The organism is Nocardia sp. NPDC047038, from assembly GCF_040644075.1.
GTDB lineage: Bacteria > Actinomycetota > Actinomycetes > Mycobacteriales > Mycobacteriaceae > Nocardia > Nocardia sichangensis.
On the sequence record NZ_JBEYVQ010000003.1, the window covers coordinates 276,871 to 295,721 of the forward strand.

At 67.4% G+C, this 18,851-nt stretch carries 18 protein-coding genes; 8 read left to right on the forward strand and 10 right to left on the reverse strand.

Features of this window, described 5'->3' with window-relative positions:
* Together ABZ824_RS14815 and cydC are read left to right on the forward strand one after the other, a co-directional pair.
* Positions 1-752, forward strand: a 752-nt coding sequence (locus tag ABZ824_RS14815) for an ATP-binding cassette domain-containing protein (RefSeq protein WP_356963669.1), incomplete at its 5' end; no start/stop codon positions are given.
* Positions 753-823: 71 nt separating this feature from the next.
* Positions 824-2,533, forward strand: coding sequence for a thiol reductant ABC exporter subunit CydC (gene cydC, locus ABZ824_RS14820; protein ID WP_356963895.1), 1,710 nt, complete (start codon positions 824-826; stop codon positions 2,531-2,533).
* A gap of 476 nt (positions 2,534-3,009) precedes the next feature.
* Here the strand turns inward: cydC and ABZ824_RS14825 are convergent, their stop codons facing one another.
* From ABZ824_RS14825 to ABZ824_RS14850, 6 genes are all read right to left on the reverse strand, one after another.
* Complete coding sequence (locus tag ABZ824_RS14825) at positions 3,010-3,717, reverse strand: FABP family protein (RefSeq protein WP_355076977.1); 708 nt, start codon at positions 3,715-3,717, stop codon at positions 3,010-3,012.
* A gap of 189 nt (positions 3,718-3,906) precedes the next feature.
* Positions 3,907-4,212: a DUF1416 domain-containing protein gene (locus tag ABZ824_RS14830; protein ID WP_063023277.1), complete on the reverse strand. Its 306-nt coding sequence runs from the start codon at positions 4,210-4,212 to the stop codon at positions 3,907-3,909.
* 5 nt (positions 4,213-4,217) lie between these two features.
* Positions 4,218-5,051, reverse strand: a complete 834-nt coding sequence (locus ABZ824_RS14835) for a sulfurtransferase (protein WP_356963670.1) — start codon at positions 5,049-5,051, stop codon at positions 4,218-4,220.
* A 29-nt stretch (positions 5,052-5,080) separates the two neighbouring features.
* Positions 5,081-5,575, reverse strand: coding sequence for a DUF4395 domain-containing protein (locus ABZ824_RS14840; RefSeq protein ID WP_356963671.1), 495 nt, complete (start codon positions 5,573-5,575; stop codon positions 5,081-5,083).
* A gap of 288 nt (positions 5,576-5,863) precedes the next feature.
* Positions 5,864-6,307: a thioredoxin family protein gene (locus ABZ824_RS14845; protein WP_356963672.1), complete on the reverse strand. Its 444-nt coding sequence runs from the start codon at positions 6,305-6,307 to the stop codon at positions 5,864-5,866.
* The gene (locus ABZ824_RS14850; protein ID WP_355076984.1) at positions 6,304-7,104 is read right to left on the reverse strand and encodes an LmeA family phospholipid-binding protein; all 801 of its coding nucleotides are present in this window, start codon (positions 7,102-7,104) and stop codon (positions 6,304-6,306) included. The genes ABZ824_RS14845 and ABZ824_RS14850 overlap by 4 nt, the downstream gene beginning before the upstream one ends.
* A gap of 293 nt (positions 7,105-7,397) precedes the next feature.
* On the opposite strand from ABZ824_RS14850, the gene ABZ824_RS14855 reads away from it, so the two are divergent.
* The 6 genes from ABZ824_RS14855 to pstB all read left to right on the forward strand — a co-directional run bounded on the left by ABZ824_RS14855 (position 7,398) and on the right by pstB (position 13,313).
* Complete coding sequence (locus tag ABZ824_RS14855) at positions 7,398-8,162, forward strand: response regulator transcription factor (RefSeq protein ID WP_356963673.1); 765 nt, start codon at positions 7,398-7,400, stop codon at positions 8,160-8,162.
* Between the two features lie 114 nt (positions 8,163-8,276).
* On the forward strand, positions 8,277-9,197 hold the full coding sequence (gene mshD, locus ABZ824_RS14860) for a mycothiol synthase (protein WP_356963674.1): 921 nt from the start codon (positions 8,277-8,279) through the stop codon (positions 9,195-9,197).
* A 241-nt stretch (positions 9,198-9,438) separates the two neighbouring features.
* A complete protein-coding gene (pstS, locus tag ABZ824_RS14865; RefSeq protein WP_355076989.1) occupies positions 9,439-10,551 on the forward strand; it encodes a phosphate ABC transporter substrate-binding protein PstS in 1,113 nt (370 codons plus the stop codon).
* Positions 10,552-10,641: 90 nt separating this feature from the next.
* Complete coding sequence (gene pstC / locus ABZ824_RS14870) at positions 10,642-11,613, forward strand: phosphate ABC transporter permease subunit PstC (protein ID WP_355076991.1); 972 nt, start codon at positions 10,642-10,644, stop codon at positions 11,611-11,613.
* Entirely contained in the window at positions 11,613-12,515 is a 903-nt protein-coding gene (gene pstA, locus ABZ824_RS14875) for a phosphate ABC transporter permease PstA (protein WP_356963675.1), read from the forward strand. Before pstC ends, pstA begins: the two co-directional genes overlap by 1 nt.
* 21 nt (positions 12,516-12,536) lie before the next feature.
* The gene (gene pstB, locus ABZ824_RS14880) at positions 12,537-13,313 is read left to right on the forward strand and encodes a phosphate ABC transporter ATP-binding protein PstB (RefSeq protein WP_039795034.1); all 777 of its coding nucleotides are present in this window, start codon (positions 12,537-12,539) and stop codon (positions 13,311-13,313) included.
* Between the two features lie 99 nt (positions 13,314-13,412).
* Here the strand turns inward: pstB and ABZ824_RS14885 are convergent, their stop codons facing one another.
* The 4 genes from ABZ824_RS14885 to ABZ824_RS14900 form a co-directional block, all read right to left on the reverse strand.
* Entirely contained in the window at positions 13,413-14,948 is a 1,536-nt protein-coding gene (locus ABZ824_RS14885; RefSeq protein WP_356963676.1) for a hypothetical protein, read from the reverse strand.
* A 32-nt stretch (positions 14,949-14,980) separates the two neighbouring features.
* Entirely contained in the window at positions 14,981-15,274 is a 294-nt protein-coding gene (locus ABZ824_RS14890) for a type VII secretion target (protein ID WP_356963677.1), read from the reverse strand.
* A 119-nt stretch (positions 15,275-15,393) separates the two neighbouring features.
* On the reverse strand, positions 15,394-16,056 hold the full coding sequence (gene phoU, locus ABZ824_RS14895; protein ID WP_356963678.1) for a phosphate signaling complex protein PhoU: 663 nt from the start codon (positions 16,054-16,056) through the stop codon (positions 15,394-15,396).
* 663 nt (positions 16,057-16,719) lie between these two features.
* The gene (locus ABZ824_RS14900; protein WP_356963679.1) at positions 16,720-18,486 is read right to left on the reverse strand and encodes an LCP family protein; all 1,767 of its coding nucleotides are present in this window, start codon (positions 18,484-18,486) and stop codon (positions 16,720-16,722) included.
* Positions 18,487-18,851 lie beyond the last annotated feature (365 nt).

Below are 18,851 nucleotides of genomic sequence, written 5' to 3' on the forward strand. Positions count from 1 at the left end.
TGCCGGAGGAAGCCGAGGTGACGGCTCGCCGCAGCAGCTCCGAGTGCCCCGGCACGGTCGAACTCCGCGACCTGTCGGTCCGGGCGCGGGACGGGTTCGCTCCCGCGGGCCTGTCGGCGATCTTGCGGCCCGGTGCCCTCACGGTGCTCGCCGGTCCCAACGGAAGCGGTAAATCGACCGCGATACAGGCGATTCTGGGCCTGATCACACCCGACCGAGGTGCCGTGACCGTCGACGGGGTGGACGTCCGCGAACTGGACCAGGACCAATGGTGGGCGCGTGTGGCTTGGCTGCCGCAGCGGCCGGTGCTGGTTCCCGGCACATTGCGCGACAACCTCGAATTGCTCGGCGCGCGGACGGTGGATCACGCCGCACACGGCCCGGCGCGCGTCCTCGATGATCTCGAAGTCGCTTGTCTGGCAACTGGTTTCGATGCCGTGCTCGATGACCTGCCCGAGCGCTGGAACACGGTGGTCGGCCCCGGCGGCGTCGGCCTGTCGCTCGGTCAACGCCAGCGCCTCGCGCTGACCAGGGTGCTGGCCACCGATCGCCCGATCCTGCTGCTGGACGAGCCGACCGCGCACCTCGACGCCGCCGCCGAAGCCACCGTGCTGGCCGCACTCCAAGCCAGGGCCCGTATGGGCGCGACGGTCGTCGTCGTCGGCCACCGCCCGACCGTGCTGGCCGCCGCCGACCATGTCGTGCAGGTGCGCGCGGACCTGCGCACCTCGCGAGAGGAGGTGCTGGGATGAACACCGGCGGACGCGCGACGCGGGCCGTTCCGCGTGCCACCGGTTCCACGGTGCCCGGTGATCTGCGCCGAATGTGGGCGCTGCTCGAATTGTCCCGTTGGCGGGTCGCGGTGGCGATCGGATGGGGCGTGCTGGCGCTCGGCAGCGGGCTCGGGCTCGCCGCGTTGGCGGCCTGGCTGATCGCGCGCGCCTGGCAGATGCCGCCGGTGCTCGATCTGAGCATCGCCGTGGTGGCGGTGCGCGCGCTCGGCATCTCCCGTGGCTTGTGCCGGTACCTGGAACGTCTCGCCACGCACGACGTCGCACTGCGCGCTATGACAACAGCGCGAACCACGGTGTACCGGACGCTGGCTCGTTCGGATCTCTGGCTGCGCCGACCCGAGATGTCGCCGAGTGGCGGCGATCGGTCGGGCAAGCCGCTGCGCCGCGGAGATCTTCTGGTCCGGATCGGCAGCGACATCGACGACTTGGGTGCCGTGGTGGTCCGCGCGTTCGTGCCGGTCGCGGTCGCCCTCGTGCTCTCACTCGCCGCCGTCGCTCTGCTGGCCACGATCTCGCCCGCCGCCGCCGCGATCCTGGCGGGTGCGCTGGTCCTCTCGGGCATCGTCGCGCCGTGGTTGTCGGCCAAGGCGGCGTCCGAGGCGGAACGCGCCGTGCGGGCCGACCGGGCGGAGTTCACCGCTCAGGCCCTCACCGTGCTCGACCATGCCGCGGAACTACGCGTAGCCGGACGCCTGGATGCCGCCCTCACCGCGGCCGGGCAAGCGTCGCGCCGTGCGGTCGCCACGGAAGATCGGGCGGCCGCGCGCAGCGCCTGGTCGGCCGCTGCCACACCCCTGTCCATCGGCGCGGCTGTCCTCGGCGCGCTGCTGATCGGCATCACCCTCTACGGCCCGGACGGCGGCTCGCCAGGCACGATGACGCCCATGGCGCTCGTCGTCCTGGTCCTCTTGCCCTTGTCGGCCTTCGAAGCGGTCGGCCCGCTGCCCACGGCGGCGCAGACGCTGACCACGGCCCGCGCGGCCCTGCATCGCCTGGATGGACTCGACCCCGATTCGCCCACGAGCGCGTCGGTCGGCCCGTCGGCGCGGCAGACCACGCGCCCCCCACATGCCGAGGACGCGGCGAACGTCGCTCGGACTCTTCCCATCGACGCCCATGTGCGGGAACTGCCCTGCGGACGACGGATCGCGGTGGTCGGCCCAAGCGGCGCGGGCAAGACGACTCTGCTCATGAAGTGGGCCGGGTTGTTCGACACGCCGCGCCCCGGCGTCACCTTCTTCGCCGAAGACGCGCACCTGTTCGGCACCTCCGTGCTGGAGAATCTGCGGGTCGCCCGCGGTGATCTGACCGCGGAAGAAGCCGAAGAAGCTTTGCGAACGGTCGGTCTCGGGAACTGGCTGGACGGGCTTCCGCAGGGTGTGCACACCGATCTCGTCGGGGGAGCGGCAGCCGTGTCGGGTGGCCAGCGTCGCCGGATCCTGCTCGCGCGCGCCCTGGTGTCACCGGCGCGGGTATTGCTGCTCGACGAACCGACCGAGCACTTGGAAGCCGAAGCCGGGGCGAAGCTGCTGCGCGACCTGTTGGACGCCGACAGCGGTCTCGTGGAACCGGATCGGATCGTGGTCGTCGTCACGCATCAGCTCCCGGAAGACCATCGGGCCGACGCGGTGCTGCGAGTATCCGCATCAGGGCAGGTCACGACGGACTTCGCGGGGCACGGAACGCCATGCGGCAGCGCCGATTCAGCCCACCGAGAAAATCCGTTGCCGAGCTACTGACGCATCGCTAGATTCGTTCGTACACAGGAAGGAGGTGGTTCGAAGAATGATTATTCATAGGACACGTGAGGTGGCTGTCCGCTAGCGCCACCGCTGCAGGTGGATTTCGCCCGCGCGAGCGCTAGCGAATTCCAGGCAGTCACCCGGCCCCCGAGCCCCGGTCCGTCCGACCGGACCCGTGCGACCACAATCGCACCGGTATGGCTCGGGGGCTGTTCTGTTCCGCCTCTCCGGGTATTCAGGCCGTACCAGTGGGGTGGGGTGTGGGTTGGTCACAGGGCCTGCGTTGGGGATGTGGGTGGGTTTTGGGCGTTCCCGGTGAGTTACCCATGTGCTCGCGAGATCAGGTGTTGCGTTGGGGTGGAGTCGGTCAGGGGTTGCAGCAGACCACGTACTGCGTTCCGCTGCGGCCAGCCTGCGATTGCGTTGGGCAGCGCCGAGCGCGGCGGGGTGCCGTGCTGGGCGAGGAGAAATTCTCAGCCGATGTAGCGCTGGAGGCGGGCCGAGAGGCGGGGTTGGAGGGGGCCGTCGGCTACCACGCGTTCTTCGACGTAGGCCAGGTCGCCGCCCTCGACGATGCCGTAGAGGCGTTTGGCGCCGCCCACGACGATGCCGGACTGGCTGCGGATCACCACGTCGGTGGCCAGTTCCCACGACGACTGGGACAGCGCTTGCCCGTAGAACAACTCCACGATGCCGCCGCTGTGTGACAGCAGCAGTTCGATGACCTCGTCGTTGCCGTCGATGCCGACCCGCCAGAAGCCGCTCTCGCGCAAGTCGGGGCCGCCGTAGGCGCCGTCGGCCTCGATGACCCAGGACCGGGATTCCCAGGCGAGATAGTCGCCGCCGTCGTGTGAGACGACGATCTGCTGGCCGAAGTGGTAGTCCCCGCGCTCGGGATCGTTGCCCTCCCCCTCGCCGCGCCACACGCCCACCAGCGGGAGAAGCGCGAGCATCGAGGCGCTGAGGTCCGGGCCGAGGCGCAAGTTGGCCGTGTCCTCGGGCAGCGGAAGATCCGGTAGGACCGGGATGTTGCGGGCACCGGTCGATTTCGCCCGTTCGGCAGCCTCGGCTACGGCCTGGTCGCCGCTGCGGCGACCGGCGGAATCAGCCGGAGCGTTGCCGTTCAGTTGTTCACTCGCTCGCTCGGCCGGATTGGAACCTTCGCTCGCGAGTTCGCTCATGATTCGGTGAACAGCCGGTAGAAGACGTAGAGGCCGAACCAGCCGATCAGGACGGCCACGGCCACCAGCAGAATCTCGAAGAAGAGGACCACGTTTCGAGTCTAACGACCCCGCTTTCGCGGCGCGCAAACGGCCCCGGTGCTTCCGCGGAGCGGAAAGCGACCGGGGCCGTTCGACGACTGCGAGGTCTTACTTGGCGACCGCGACGTCCACCGCGTGGATGCCCGCGCCTTCGGGGCGCACCTCGGCGGAGCCGTTGCCCGCCGAGGACAGCGCGCGGACGGTCCACGAGCCGGGAGCCGCGAAGAACCGGAAGTCACCGGTGCCCGACGCGACGACCTCGGCGGTGAAATCACCGTTGCCGTCGAGCAGGCGCACGAACGCCCCGCCCACCGGCTGGCCGTCGGTGCTCAGGACACGGCCGGTGATGACCGTTTCCTTCTCCACGTCGACACCGGCCGGGATTGCCTGGCCCTGGGTAGGTGCTGCACACATATGGATTACTCTCCCAACTCGATCGGAGCGCCGACGAGCGAGCCGTACTCGGTCCAGCTGCCGTCGTAGTTCTTGACGTTCTGGTGGCCCAGCAGTTCCTGCAGCACGAACCAGGTGTGCGAGGAACGCTCGCCGATCCGGCAGTACGCGATGGTCTCCTTCTCGCCGTCCAGGCCGGCTTCCTTGTAGATCTCGGTCAGCTCGGCGTCGGACTTGAAGGTGCCGTCCTCGTTCGCGGCCTTGCTCCACGGCACGTTGATGGCGCCGGGGATGTGGCCGGGACGCTGGCTCTGCTCCTGCGGGAGGTGGGCGGGCGCCAGGATCTTGCCGCTGAACTCGTCGGGCGAACGCACGTCGACCAGGTTCTTGGTGCCGATGGCCGCGATGACCTCGTCACGGAAGGCGCGGATGTTCAGGTCGGGCGCCGACGCCTTGTACTGGGTGGCGGGCCGGTTCACCGGCTCGGTCGACAGCGGACGGCCGTCGAGTTCCCACTTCTTGCGACCGCCGTCGAGCAGCTTGACGTTGTTGTGGCCGTACAGCTTGAAGTACCAGTAGGCGTACGCGGCGAACCAGTTGTTGTTGCCGCCGTACAGGATGACCTCGTCGTCGTTCGAGATGCCGCGCGCCGAGAGCAGGTCGGAGAACTGCTCCTGGTTCACGAAGTCGCGACGAACCTGATCCTGCAGGTCCTTCTTCCAGTCGAGCCGGACGGCACCCTCGATGTGACCACCGTCGTAGGCGGAGGTGTCCTCGTCGACCTCGACGAACACGACGCCGGGGGCGTTGAGGTTCTCTTCGGCCCAGTCAACGGAGACCAGGACATCGGAGCGAGCCATTGTTTTCCTTTCAGAGATGACGTGCAGGGTCAGTTCGATGCCGGTGACGGGGTCCGGCGGAGGCGGGCTACCAGCGGATAGATCCGGCAACCCAGGCAGAGCCCGAACGCCGCGTTCAGGAACGCCGCGAACAAGGCGAAGCCGGCGAACACCGCGCCGACGATCGTGGAGCCGAGCGCGAAGCCCAGCAGGCTGACGGCCGCGAACACGAAACCGAGCAACTGCGCGAACCGCAGCGGGGCCGTCGGCTCGGTCTCGGTGGTCGGCGCGAGACGCGGCGCGACGACGGCCGCGTAGATCCGGCCGTAGGGGTGGCGGCGCGGGCCGAGGGTGGCGCCGACCGCGAAGACGACTGCTTGCAGGGCGATCAACACCCCCGCGGCGACCGGCGAGAACGCGGCGGCGAGCAGCACCACGACGAGGACGCCGGTGGTCACCCATGCGGCGAATCGCGGTCCGCGCACGTCGACCCGGTCGGAAGAAACGGGGATCGCTTCGGAAGTATTACGGATCTCGGTGGACATTGTGCGTACTCCTGCGCTGAATAAGTCCGATGACTGAAAATTTGCCAATTCGCCGGGGGATCGTGAGATCGCTCGCGCGGCGGACAGGGGTCGGCGTCAGGAAATCCGGAAAAGCCGACCGCTCAGCGGCACAGGCAGCAACAACCACCGAGCCGACACAGATCCACTGTGCGGCGTCGGGTGAGCATCAGCTCGTGGTTGGTAAGCACGTCAGCAGTTTACCCAATTCGGCGGGAGAATATGGACCCGGGGTGGATCACTTCCGTCCAGGGGGCTTGTCGTCGCAGCTCAGGCGGCCGTGGTCAGCGGCTCGAGCGCGGAGTGCAGATCCGTGGCCTTGGGCACGCCGGAGATGCGGAACCGTTCCCTGCCCGCGATGTCGAAGACGAACGTGGTGGGCAGCGAGAGCACGTTCAGCTCCCGGGCGAGCGCCGGCTCGGCGTCGATGTCCACCTCGATGTCCTGCGGCGGCTGCGGTGAGCCCGCGAGCTGGCCTGTGACGTTGGCAACCACCCGGCGAACAGCGGAGCACGGTCCGCACCACTCGGCGGAGAAATGCAGTACCGCGGGACCGGCGCCGGTCACGCCGACGGACGCCAGCAGTTCCGCGCGGGCGGTGTGGGACAGGTCGATGCCGTCGGCCGCGCGGATCTTGCCGTCGCGCCGGCGCAGCAGGACGCCCACCGCCAGCGCGGCGAGCAGTACTACTGCGAGGATGGTGACTTGGATCATGGTCGCTGCAATCGGTCGAGGTCGATCGTGACGTTCACGCCCTTGCCCTCCACGACGATCTGACCGCCCTGAGCGGAGACCTTGGTAGGCCGGACACCGAACGGCAACTCCTTGGTGTCGATGGTACGGGTGAAGCGGGCGAGGACCGCCGGGCGATCGGCCTCGGTGATCACCGCCACAGGCATGGTCTCGGTGCCGGGCGGGCCGCGGTAGAACCCGGTCGCCACGATCTTCACCTGATCGCCGTCGAGGAGCAGATCGGCCTGCACGCTGACTTTTTCACCGCCGTACTGCGCGCCGGGCGTCTCCGGCATGGTTCCGGTGAGCACCAGTGCGCCCGTGGTGGTCATGCCGGAACCGCCCGATCCGCCGGTCCCGTCGGACTTGTCGGCAGGCCGCGAGTGCACCTGCAGATCGGGAATGGCGAACAGCCTGCCGAGTTCGGTCGGCTCCACTCGCAACCGGCTGTCCACGCGCTCCACCGGGACGCCGCGCAGGCTGCCGTCGACGAGTTCGCCGACCGGCAGCCGCACCCCGGTCAGCGTCGCCTCGAGCGCGATCTCCCCCGGAATGTCCAGTCGCTTCGCGCGGGCCCGGATCTCCACGTGGTCGTAGCGGCTGTCCCAGGCCTGGCCGAGGAAGGGGAAACCGTGGATCGTCACTTCGGGATCGGCGGTGAGATCGGCGCCGTCGCGCAGCGCTCGGGACACGCGATACTCCGAATAGGCCGCGGTACTGAAGTCGACGACGACGGCGAACCCAGCCAGACACAGCAGGCCGATGATCAGCTTGCGCATGCTCCCCCGTCTCTCCGGGTCTCGGGCCGCGGCGGCCGGGAGCCGCGCGGCGCGCGTTCGGCTACCGCCTCGGGGGCCTCGCCGGCGGCGGGCATGCCCGATACGTAACCCATGTACGCACCATATCGGTTGGCCCGGGCGGGGCTCCCGAGTGTCCTTCGGTGCGCTCGCCGACCCGGAATGCGTGGTCATGCCTTGTTACGCGCTAATCTTGCATCCGATTACCTGTGATTAGCGACGTGGCCGCGGCGGTGCTGCCGCATCCGCGTGGCTACGAGATGGGAGGAGGGCCCGTGGAGCTGCTCCTGCTTACCTCCGACCCCAACCCCGAGTCGGTGTTGCCCTCGCTCGCGTTGCTCGCGCACAACGTGCGCCCTGCGCCCACTGAGGTGGCCTCGCTGCTCGAGGCAGGCACGGCGGATGTCGCGCTGGTGGACGCCAGGACGGACCTGGCCGCCGCCCGCGGTCTGTGCCGCTTGCTCGGCAGCACCGGGTCCTCGGTGCCGGTCGTCGCGGTGCTCACCGAGGGCGGCCTGGTCGCCGTGAACGCGGACTGGGGACTCGACGACATCCTGCTGCCCGGCACCGGCCCCGCCGAGCTCGACGCCAGGCTGCGGCTGCTGGTCGGCCGCAACGGCGGCGTGGCCAGCCCGGAGAACACCGGCAAGATCACCCTCGGTGAGCTGGTGATCGACGAGGGCACTTATACGGCGCGTCTGCGTGGCCGCCCGCTCGATCTCACCTACAAGGAGTTCGAGCTGCTGAAGTATCTGGCGCAGCACGCGGGCCGGGTGTTCACCCGCGCGCAGCTGCTGCAAGAGGTCTGGGGCTACGACTTCTTCGGCGGCACGCGCACCGTGGACGTGCACGTGCGACGGTTGCGCGCCAAGCTCGGCACCGAATACGAGTCGCTGATCGGCACGGTGCGCAATGTCGGCTACAAGGCCGTGCGCCCCTCGCGCACGGCGGTCAAGGGGGAGCCGGTGAGCTTTCCGGACGACGACAACGAGGGCACCGACGATTCACCGCTCACGCCGGTCAACGGCTCCGTGCAGTAATCGTCGGCGGACTGTGCCCGCATCGCTTCGGCGGGGCCGAAATGCCACCTGCCGCTATGACGTTGCCAGGAGTGGACTCCATGCGGGGTCCGCAGGCTAGATGAACGGAGGCCGATGAGCGGCGCGACGACACAGTGGACCGACCGCCCCGACGCGGGCGACGCGCGGGCGGTCGCCGATCTGCTCGCGCGCGCCACCGAGGCCGACGGTGTCGCCCCGGTCTCGGAACAGGCCGTGTTGTCGCTGACTTCGGGCGCGGATACCGGAGCGCGCCATCTGCTCGCGCGGCGCGCAGGCGCCGTCGTCGGCTACGCGAATCTCGTTCCGGCCCACGGCGAACACCCTGCTATGGCCGAGGTCGCGGTCGACCCGGCTCGGCGCGGTCACGGCGTCGGTACCATTCTGGTCACGGCAGCGCTGGCCGCGGGCGGTCCGGGCGCACGGGTCTGGGCGCACGGCGACCGGCCGGCGGCCAAAGCCGTCGCAGCGCGGCTCGGGCTGCGGACCGCGCGGGAGTTGTGGCAGATGCGCCGGTCTCTGGCAACTCTCGAGCTACCGGAATTGGCCGTGCCGGACGGCATCGGGCTGCGCACCTACGCCGGTCCCGCCGACGACGCGGAATTGCTGCGAGTGAACGGCGCCGCCTTCGCCTGGCACCCGGAACAGGGCGCGTGGACCCGGCGCGACATCGAGATCCGCCGTGCCGAGTCGTGGTTCGACCCGGCGGGCCTATTCCTGGCATTCGACACCGCGGCCCCTGATCGTCTGCTGGGATTCCACTGGACCAAGGTGCATCACGCGGAGCAACCGCCGCTCGGCGAGGTCTACGTGGTCGGCATCGATCCGGCGGCGCAAGGGCGCGGACTCGGCCGGCTGCTCACCTTGACCGGTTTGCATCACCTGCGGGAGCGCGGGCTGGCCGAAGTTCTGCTCTACACCGAGGCCGACAATGTCGCCGCGGTGCGCACTTATACCCGTCTCGGATTCGCTCCGGCACATGTCGACGTCGCCTACGCGGCGGCGGAGGTTGAATAACAGGCGGCAGAATGGGTGCGCGCCAGTAAAACTGCGGCAAACGTCACATCTACCAGGTGCAATCGCGCCGGGCTGTTCACTCTCCGTTCACTCAGGTCGGTCCAACTGTCAACCACATGACCTTAGGTTGAGTGAGGGCAGCACACTGCTGCCTGGTGCGCAAGTTCCCCGCGAACAGCACCACAACACTCGTCCGGGCCGGTGAGGGACCGGACGAGTAGGACGCCATTCCGGAGGAATAGTGAATCTGAAGCGCAGCAGCGCCCTCGTTGGTGTGCTGGCCGTCGGCGCCATGGCGCTGGCCGCCTGTGGCAGCGACGACAACACCTCGGCCGATTCGGGCAACGTGGCCAAGGTCGACGTCGCCTGCGGCGGCAAGAAGGCCCTCAAGGCCAGCGGCTCTTCGGCGCAGAAGAACGCGATGGAGCGCTTCATCGCCGCGTACGAGAAGAACTGCGACGGAGCCACGCTCAACTACACCTCGAGCGGCTCGGGCGCCGGTGTGAGCGAGTTCCTCGGTGGCCAGACCGATTTCGGTGGCTCCGACTCCCCGCTGAGCGCGAAGAAGGACGAGCCGAAGAAGGCCGCCGACCGCTGCGCCTCGCCCGCGTGGAACCTGCCGACCGTGTTCGGCCCGGTCGCGATCACCTACAACATCGACGGCGTGACCGATCTCGCGCTGGACGGCCCGACCGCCGCCAAGATCTTCAACGGCACCGTCACCACCTGGGACGCGCCCGAGATCAAGGCGCTGAACCCGAACGCCAAGCTGCCGTCCGAGCCGATCGCCGTGATCTTCCGCAGCGACGAGTCGGGCACCACCGACAACTTCCAGCTCTACCTGGACTCCGCCTCCGACGGCGCCTGGGGCAAGGGCGCGGGCAAGGCCTTCAACGGCGGCGTCGGCGCGGGCTCGAAGGGCAACGAGGGCACCTCGGCCGCGGTGAAGAGCACCAAGAACTCGATCACCTACAACGAGTGGTCGTTCGCGAAGGCGCAGAACCTGTCGATCGCGCGGATCATTACCTCGGCGAGCAAGGACCCGGTGACGCTGAGCGTCGCCTCGGCGGGCAAGGCGATCGAGTCCGCTAAGGTCTCCGGCCAGGGCAACGACCTGGTCATCGACACCTCCTCGTTCTACAAGCCGTCGGTGGCGGGCGCGTACCCGATCGTGATGCCGACCTACGAGATCGTGTGCTCGAAGTACTCCGACGCCGACACGTCGAAGGCGGTCAAAGCCTTCCTCACCTCGGCGGTCACCAACGGCCAGCAGGGCTTGGACGAGGCCGGGTACATCCCGATCCCGGAACAGTTCAAGACCAAGCTGACCACCGCCATCAACGCCATCTCCTGATAGCAGTCCCACATGACCGTGCACGACGAGGTTGCCGCCGCTGGTCCGTCTGATTCGACCGACCAGCGAGCAGGCGGAGATACTGCGCTCATGCCGAGCAAGCCGAGCACCGAACCGACCGCGAAGAGCCGTCGCCAGCACAGCCCGCGGGCGGAGATCATCTTCCGCTCGCTGGCGACGACGGCCGGTGCGATCATCGTCGCGTCCATCGCGTTGATCGCGCTGTTCCTGCTCATCCGGGCGGTGCCGTCGGTGCTGGCGAACGAGGCGAACTTCTTCACCAGCACAGAGTTCAACACCTCGGACGCCAACCACTTACGGTTCGGCATCCGGGATCTGTTCATGGTGACGGTGCTCAGTTCGGTCTTCGCCTTGGTGATCGCCGTTCCGATCGGCATCGGCATCGCGCTGTTTCTGACGCACTACGCGCCGAAGACGCTGGCACGGCCGTTCTCGGTGCTCGTCGATCTGCTCGCGGCGGTGCCCTCGATCGTGTTCGGTCTGTGGGGAATCCTGGTTCTCGCTCCGCAACTGGAGCCGATCCAGAACTTCTTGAACGACAACCTGGGATGGCTGTTCCTCTTCGATGACGGCAACATCCCGCTGGCCAGCGGCGGCACGATCTTCACCGCGGGCGTCGTGCTCGCGGTGATGATCCTGCCGATCATCACGTCGGTCAGCCGTGAGGTGTTCAACCTCACCCCCCGTGCGCACATCGAGGCGGCGCAGGCGCTCGGCGCGACGAAGTGGGAAGTCGTGCGGATGACGGTGCTGCCCTACGGGCGCAGCGGCATGATCGCCGGCGCGATGCTCGGCCTCGGCCGCGCGCTCGGTGAGACCATCGCCGTGTTGATCGTGCTGAAGACGGCCGCGCAGCCGGGACACTGGTCGGTGTTCGACGGCGGCTACACCTTCGCCTCCAAAATCGCCTCGGCCGCCGCGGAGTTCAGTGCCCCGCTGCCGACCGGTGCGTACATCGCGGCAGGCTTCGTGCTGTTCGCGCTGACCTTCGTCGTGAACGCGCTCGCTCGACTGGCCGCGGGCGGAAGGGTGAACGGGTGATGACCTCCTCGACTCTGGACCGGCCGATCAAGCCGCCCACCTTCCGCGATGTGAGCCTGGCGCGCAAGGTGCGCAACAACGTCGCGACCGGCTTGGTGTGGCTGGCGTTCGCGGTCGCGCTGGTACCGCTGGCCTGGGTCCTGATCATGGTGATCAGCAAGGGCTTGGCCGCGGTGGTCCGGGTGGACTGGTGGCAGAACTCGCTGAAGGGCGTGCTGCCCAATCAGGTCGCGGGCGGCGTCTATCACGCCATCTACGGCACGATCGTGCAGTCGCTGGTCGCGACGGTGATCGCCGTGCCGCTCGGCATCATGGCCGCGGTGTATCTGGTCGAGTACGGCCGCGGCTTGCTGGCCAAGGTCACCACCTTCATGGTCGACATCCTGGCCGGTGTGCCGTCGATCGTCGCGGCGCTGTTCATCTTCGCGCTGTGGATCGCGACGCTCGGATTCCCGCAGAGTTCGCTGGCGGTGTCGCTGGCGTTGGTGCTGCTGATGTTGCCCGTGGTCGTCCGCAGTACCGAGGAAATGCTGAAACTGGTGCCGGACGAACTGCGTGAAGCCTCCTACGCGCTGGGCATCCCGAAGTGGAAGACCATCGTGCGGATCGTGGTGCCCACCGCGCTGCCCGGCATGATCAGCGGCATCCTGCTGGCCATCGCCAGGGTGATGGGCGAGACCGCTCCCGTGCTGGTGCTGGTCGGCTACAGCAAGTCGATCAACATGAACATCTTCGACGGCAACATGGCGTCGCTGCCGCTGTTGATCTACCAGGAGCTGGCCAACCCCGAAGCTGCCGGACGCGAGCGGGTCTGGGGCGCGGCTCTGACCCTGATCATCATCATCGCCCTCCTGTACCTGGCGGCTGCGGTCCTCAACCGCCTGCTCACCCGGAACCGATAGAAGCGGAACGGATTACCGAAAATGGCCAAGCGGATCGACGTCAAAGATCTGAACATCTACTACGGCAAGTTCCACGCCGTGTCGGATGTCTCGCTGACCGTGCTGCCGCGCAGCGTGACCGCCTTCATCGGTCCCTCCGGCTGTGGCAAGTCCACCGTGCTGCGTTCGCTCAACCGCATGCACGAGGTAACCCCGAATGCCAGGGTCGAGGGCGCGGTGTTGCTGGACGGCGAGGACATCTACGGCACGCAGGTCGACCCGGTGGGTGTGCGCCGCACGATCGGCATGGTCTTCCAGCGGCCCAACCCGTTCCCCACGATGTCCATCAAGGACAACGTGGTCGCGGGTCTGAAGCTGCAGGGCGTGCGCAACAAGAAGGAACTCGACGAGGTCGCCGAGCGCTCGCTGCGCGGCGCCAACCTGTGGAACGAGGTGAAGGACCGCCTGGACAAGCCGGGCGGCGGCCTCTCCGGCGGTCAGCAGCAGCGTCTGTGCATCGCGCGCGCCATCGCGGTTTCGCCCGACGTGCTGCTGATGGACGAGCCCTGTTCGGCGCTCGACCCGATCTCGACCCTGGCGATCGAGGATTTGATCACCGAGTTGAAGAAGGAATTCACCATCGTCATCGTCACCCACAACATGCAGCAGGCCGCGCGCGTGAGTGACCAGACCGGTTTCTTCAACCTGGAGGCCCAGGGCAAGCCGGGCAAGCTGATCGAGATCGACGACACCGAGAAGATCTTCTCCAACCCGTCGCAGAAGGCCACGGAGGACTACATCTCCGGTCGCTTCGGCTGATCTCGAGGCGGGTGCCGCATCCGCGGACGTGCCGCATACGCAAAGCGAAGGCCCTGGGCGGTGACCACCGCCCAGGGCCTTCGGATATTCGGGCCTCGGCTATTCGTCTAGAGGCGGGGTCTCGAACAGCGGCGTCGGCGTGGATTGCACTCGGCGCGTGTGCTCCGAATCCGATTCACGATTCGCCGCTGACATTCCTCCGAGCAGTCCGGTGCTCGCGGGTGCGGTGGACGGGGAAACGGACGCGGACGCGGGAGCAGTGCTCGGACCGCCGGAGTCGGCATTGGTGTAACTCGCCTGCCGGACGGACGCCGGTGGGTCCTGCTTGGTTTCCGCGTGTTGCGACGAATTCGGTTTATCCGTCTTGCTGTTCTCGGTGCCTGCCGGATGGTCGGTCTTCGAATCGGTGGACTTCGCGTTCGGATCGCCCGTTTTCGCGTTCGGATCGGTGGCTGCGGGTTGTCCGGTCGTGGGATCGGTGGCCGCGGGGTCCTGCTTCGGGGTCCCGGTTCCGGCGGGGTCACCCGTGGACGGTGAGTCCGTGTGCGTGCCGTCCGTTTGGTGCGTTCCGGCGATCGTGTCGACGGCGTTCGCGAACTTCTCGGCGCTGGTACCGGCGGCCTCGATCAGACCCTTTCCGGCCTCCCCGCCTGCTTTGATGATGTCGTCGAGATCGTCGTCGAGTTTGCCGATGGATTCGATCAGCGTGGGCACATTGCCGGTGATCTGGCTGACCGAGCTGATCAAACTCGTCACGTCCGACGGCTTCCACGAATTGGGATCGCTGGCCGCACCGGTGGACGCGGGCGTCTGGGTGGGTTGGTCCGTTTTGGACTCGTCCTTGCCCTTACCGCTCGAATCGGTCTTGTCATCCTGTTTCCCGGACTGGTCGGCGGTATCCTGTTTTCCGGATTGATCTTGTTTCCCGGACTGATCGGCGCCGTCCTGCTTCCCGGACTGGTCGGATTTGTCTTCGGCGGCGGACTGCGCGGCCGCGATCGGGCTGGCCTGCGGCGTACCCGCGGGCGCGGTGGAAGCCGAGTCGTCCTTCTGGTCTGATTGATCCGCGTCCGACGGGTTGCTGAACAACGCGAGAGCCGGGTCCGTCCCGTCGGCGGACTTGTCGCTGTCGAGGGGGTCGCCGTCGCCGAGTTGAGCGGCTCGGGTGCTGACGTCACCGCTCGCCTGCTCGATCTTCGCCGCGACGTCCGTCTGGGTGCCGAGCAGTTCGTTCATGGCGGTGGTGATGGCGGTCTGGTAGGTGAACTGCGCATCACCGTCCTCGTCCGAGGCGCCCGGCCCGGGAGTGACCTGCCAGTCCTCGGAGACGGTGAATCCGGCCGCGACGGCCTCATCGACCTTGTCCAGCAACGTTTGGCGGAATCCGACAAGGCTGGTACCACTGTCGATCAATGTCTGGGCGAGCGTCTCGGTATCCAACGCCACCTTGTTCGCCGTGTCGCGGTCGCCTGCGATGCGGTCGTACGCGGCGTAATAGGCGTCACCGCTCCAATGCGCGCCCGCTGCCCGGATCTGCGTCACCGTTTGATCGATCAGGGAAACGAATTCGCCGTTGCGCGTGCGTATTTCGGTACCGGCTTCGCTCAGTTTCCACGGCTGCCATTCCGACCGCACCTGGCTGAGGGTGGGCGTACTGCTGGTAGACCTCACAGCTGTGCGCCCATCGCGTCGAGACCCGCGCGAAACTCCTGGTCGGACACCTCGTAATTCGCGGCGCCGCCTTTCGCGATATTCGAAACTCGTTTGCAGCGCATGGCCATTCGCCGCCATGCGTCTTCGACGTTCGAACCCGCTGTGGAACACGCTTCGCTCAGTGCCGAACCGGGCAGCACGCCACCGAGCGCATCGGTGGTAGCCCGCACGGTCAATGCGCCGATCTCGCCGCCGATTTTGTCCATCGACGCGGCCAGCGCGCGCAGCTCCGCTGGATCGACGTTCATAACGCCCCCCTTCATGCCGGTTCCCCTCCGGCGTAACGCTATACCAGAGCAATCCCGCCCTGTGCGGCTCAATCTATCATTCGCCGCCTGCGAAACGTCAAGCGCAGCAAGCTTTTCGTTTACGACTCCGAGTCAGGGTCCGGGGGGAGCACTCCGGTGACCAAGAAGATGACACGGCGGCCGATTTCCACCGCGTGGTCGGCGAAGCGCTCGTAGTAGCGACCGAGCAGCGTGACATCGACGGCAGCCGCGACGCCGTACTTCCAGTCGCGGTCCATGAGCAGTGTGAACAGGTGACGGTGCAGATCGTCCATCGCCTCGTCGTCTTCGTTCAGCTGCGCGGCGCGCTCCGGGTCACGGGTCTCCAGCACCTCACGCGCACCGGCTCCCATGTTCACGGCGATGCGGCCCATCTCGGCGAAGTAGCCGTTGACGGACTCCGGTAGCGCGTGGTTCGGATGACGCCTGCGCGCGACCTTCGCCACGTGCAGCGCCAGCGCGCCCATCCGATTCACATCGGCGACGATCTGGATCGTGCTCACCACTTGCCGCAAATCACCGGCGACCGGAGCTTGCAGCGCGAGCAGAGCGAAGGCCTTCTCCTCGGCGTCCTGGATCAGCTCGGCGATCCGGTCGGACTCGCTGATCACCTGCTCCGCCAGGGCGAGGTCCGCCTGGAGCAGCGACTGGGTAGCCCGCTCCATGGCCGAGCCGGCCAACCCGGCCATCTCACCCAGCAGGTGGGCGAGCTCAGCCATTTGCTCGTTGTAGATGACACGCATGGAAACTGACACTAGTTCGCCGCGCTGACCAAGTCACGAACAGGGAGTGAATGACCGGTGTGCATCATTAGCGCAGGAATTGCCGTTGATCATTCAACGACCGCGATCCGCACCCTCGCCGACCGCGAAACGGCAGCATCACGGCGATCTGTGATTTGCGTCGCACCTGTGCTGCCGTGTGCAACGTGCAGCCGTCGGCGGCGTTGATGCTCCAGATCGGAGGGCGGGTCCCGTTTCACCCCGAGAACTCCGATGGCGACCGAGCGCTCGCGCAGTCACCATCGGAGTTCGGCCCGAACTTAGCTGTAAATGTGAAAACCCCAGGCGTCGCCGCCGCCGAACGCGCTGCCGTGGGGGACGAACTCGCACCCGCTTACGCGGCTTCCCTGGTCTACAAACCACTGCCGGGAGTGCTCACATTCCTGTGGCGTGTCGTACTGCCACCACCCGTCTGCTTGGGCAGGACCTGCGAACAATGCCAAGGCGGCCCCCGCTGCGGTTGCACCGAAGATTAGTTTGCGTACCACTGAAACCCCCTCCATGTCGATGGTCACGTTCTCGACACTAGCAGCCACTGAACTGGAGTCCCAGCGAATATCGTTGCGGCAGAACGTGACTCGATACGCAGGACTGCGGGAGGTGCTGGCTGGTGCACCCGGTCGCCTACTTGCAGATCTCGTCGGCCGCGTTGACGTGTTCCAGGTCGGAGGGCAGGACGGCGGGCGTCGAACTCGTCGAGGTGCTCGTCGTGACGTTGGTGATCTCGTCACCGACCGGCGTCGGCGCCTTCACGGTGACGCCGGTCTTCGAGTCGCCTCCGATGACGACCTCGACGATGCCGCCGAGATCGTCGGCGGCCTCCATGGTCGCGCCAGGGATGGAGGTCGCTACGGTTGCGGCCTCTGCCTCCAGGCCGGGGGCGTAGCGGACCTTCGTCGTGGTGGAGGTGCCGTTGGCGTAGTTTCCGGTGTTGTAGATCGTGAAGCCCTGGTTGCCGAGCTTGGTGGCCGCGGTGCGCGCCAGTCCTTCGACCCCGGAACCGTTGGACACCAGCAGCGAAACAGTCAAAGGATCCACCGCCTTGTACTTGGTCGGTGTCGGAGCGGTCGGTGTCGGAGCGGGTGCGTTCGCCTGAACGGTTGGCTTCTCGCCCGGCAGAGGCTGATCGTCGCGGATCGCCTTGAAGATCGCCTTGATGTCGGATTCCCGGGGGATCTCGTTGCCGTAAGTGGTGGTACCCGCGGTCGGAACGGTGATGAAGGTGACCACGCCGGCATCGATCTTCTGCAGTGAACGTCCCAGCATCAGCAGGTCGGTCGTTTCGACCTTGTTGACCCAGGTGTGCTCGCGAAGCGCAGTGATGAAGCCGTTCAGTTTGCCCGGATTGAACAGAACCTTGCTGGACAGCGTGCTGCGCAGCAGCGAAGCGAGGAAGCGTTGCTGTCGGTTGATGCGGTCGTAGTCGCTGCGCTCCTCGCCGTAGACGTGCCTGGCGCGCACGTAGTTCAGCGCGGTTTGTCCGTCGATGCGCTGCTTGCCCGGGTGCTCGAGGATGGTGCCGAGCACGTCGTCGACGAGCGGCTTGGACGCGCAGACCTCGACGCCATCGATCTGGTTGACCATGGACTCGAAACCGGCGAAGTCGATGCCGATGAAATGATTGATCGACGCGCCGGTGAGGCGCTGGATCGTGGAGACGAGGCACATCGGCCCGCCGAGGTTGTAGACGGCGTTGAGCTTGTCGCCCATGGCAGACGGGAACTTCTCGTTGGTGTATCCGTTTTTCTCGTTGTCCCACCCGTTGCACTGGGGCCTGGTCACATCGAGGTCGCGCGGGAAGGAGACTACGACGACGCGACTCCGGTTCTTCGGGATGTGGACCAGCATGGTGGTGTCTGCGCGGGCGCCTTCGGCGTCGTCCAAAGTGCCCGCGCCGAGCTGGCCGTTGGCCCCTGCGCGTGTGTCGGTGCCGACGAGCAGGTAATTCTCGTCGCCGAGCTGGGCATTGGAATCGATGATGTCCTCTGAGTTCTCGTCGAGGGCGGAGACCTGGGTGAAGCCGTCCGTGGTCGACCGTAGGTAGCTCCAGCCGCCGCCGGTGACCAGCAGAGCGAGCACAGCGCACACTGCACCCCCCGCCCTTCCCGCGGTCCGCAGACGCTTGTTGCGGCGCTCCTTGGAGGCCTGCAGACGGGTCTGTGCGGTGCCGACGGGCTTCGGCTTGGCGTCCTTGCCGTCCTTGGTCGGCCAACTCACGCCCTTGCGCTTGGCGCGCGTGGGCTCGTCGAGCGGAGGTAGGACGTCGGTGACCTCTTCGGCCTGTTCCGGTTCCGGGGGAGCGACGGGTGGTGCGGTGGATGCCGAGCGCTCGGCAGGGCGGCGGTTCGCGGGACGGGCGGCCGGTGTCGCGCCCGTGATGTCCTGGACCACCGGTGAGCTACCGGTCTGGCGTGGCGGTGGCGAGTCCGGTGCGCGCCGGGGACCGGCTGCCGCGCCACGGCCGTTGGCGGCGGCCGGGTCGGCGGGTCGGCGCGGAGCTTCTTGACGTGGCTCGGCGCGATTGATTCGTGCGGATGGTGGGCCTGCCTGCGGCGGTACCGGCTCAGGGCGGCGGCCTCGGTTCGTCGGAGAGCCCGCAACCGGTGGCGTGGGCTCGGGGCGGCGGCCTCGGATGGGCGCGGCGGCGGGGTCCGGTGGGCCGGGCTCGGGGCGGCGGCCTCGGGTGGGCGCGGCGGCGGGGTCCGGTGGTTTGGGTTCCGCGCGGCGGCCTCGGCTCGGCGGGGCGGTCGGGTCCG

Coding starts and splice junctions, on each gene's coding strand:
- pstC (WP_355076991.1), top strand. CDS start 10,642: ATGCCGAGCAAGCCGAGCACCGAACCGACCGCGAAGAGCCGTCGCCAG.
- ABZ824_RS14850 (WP_355076984.1), bottom strand. CDS start 7,104: ATGCGCAAGCTGATCATCGGCCTGCTGTGTCTGGCTGGGTTCGCCGTC.
- phoU (WP_356963678.1), bottom strand. CDS start 16,056: ATGCGTGTCATCTACAACGAGCAAATGGCTGAGCTCGCCCACCTGCTG.
- ABZ824_RS14830 (WP_063023277.1), bottom strand. CDS start 4,212: ATGTGTGCAGCACCTACCCAGGGCCAGGCAATCCCGGCCGGTGTCGAC.
- pstA (WP_356963675.1), top strand. CDS start 11,613: ATGACCTCCTCGACTCTGGACCGGCCGATCAAGCCGCCCACCTTCCGC.
- pstB (WP_039795034.1), top strand. CDS start 12,537: ATGGCCAAGCGGATCGACGTCAAAGATCTGAACATCTACTACGGCAAG.
- ABZ824_RS14825 (WP_355076977.1), bottom strand. CDS start 3,717: ATGAGCGAACTCGCGAGCGAAGGTTCCAATCCGGCCGAGCGAGCGAGT.
- ABZ824_RS14840 (WP_356963671.1), bottom strand. CDS start 5,575: ATGTCCACCGAGATCCGTAATACTTCCGAAGCGATCCCCGTTTCTTCC.
- ABZ824_RS14835 (WP_356963670.1), bottom strand. CDS start 5,051: ATGGCTCGCTCCGATGTCCTGGTCTCCGTTGACTGGGCCGAAGAGAAC.
- ABZ824_RS14845 (WP_356963672.1), bottom strand. CDS start 6,307: ATGATCCAAGTCACCATCCTCGCAGTAGTACTGCTCGCCGCGCTGGCG.
- ABZ824_RS14890 (WP_356963677.1), bottom strand. CDS start 15,274: ATGAACGTCGATCCAGCGGAGCTGCGCGCGCTGGCCGCGTCGATGGAC.
- mshD (WP_356963674.1), top strand. CDS start 8,277: ATGAGCGGCGCGACGACACAGTGGACCGACCGCCCCGACGCGGGCGAC.
- cydC (WP_356963895.1), top strand. CDS start 824: ATGTGGGCGCTGCTCGAATTGTCCCGTTGGCGGGTCGCGGTGGCGATC.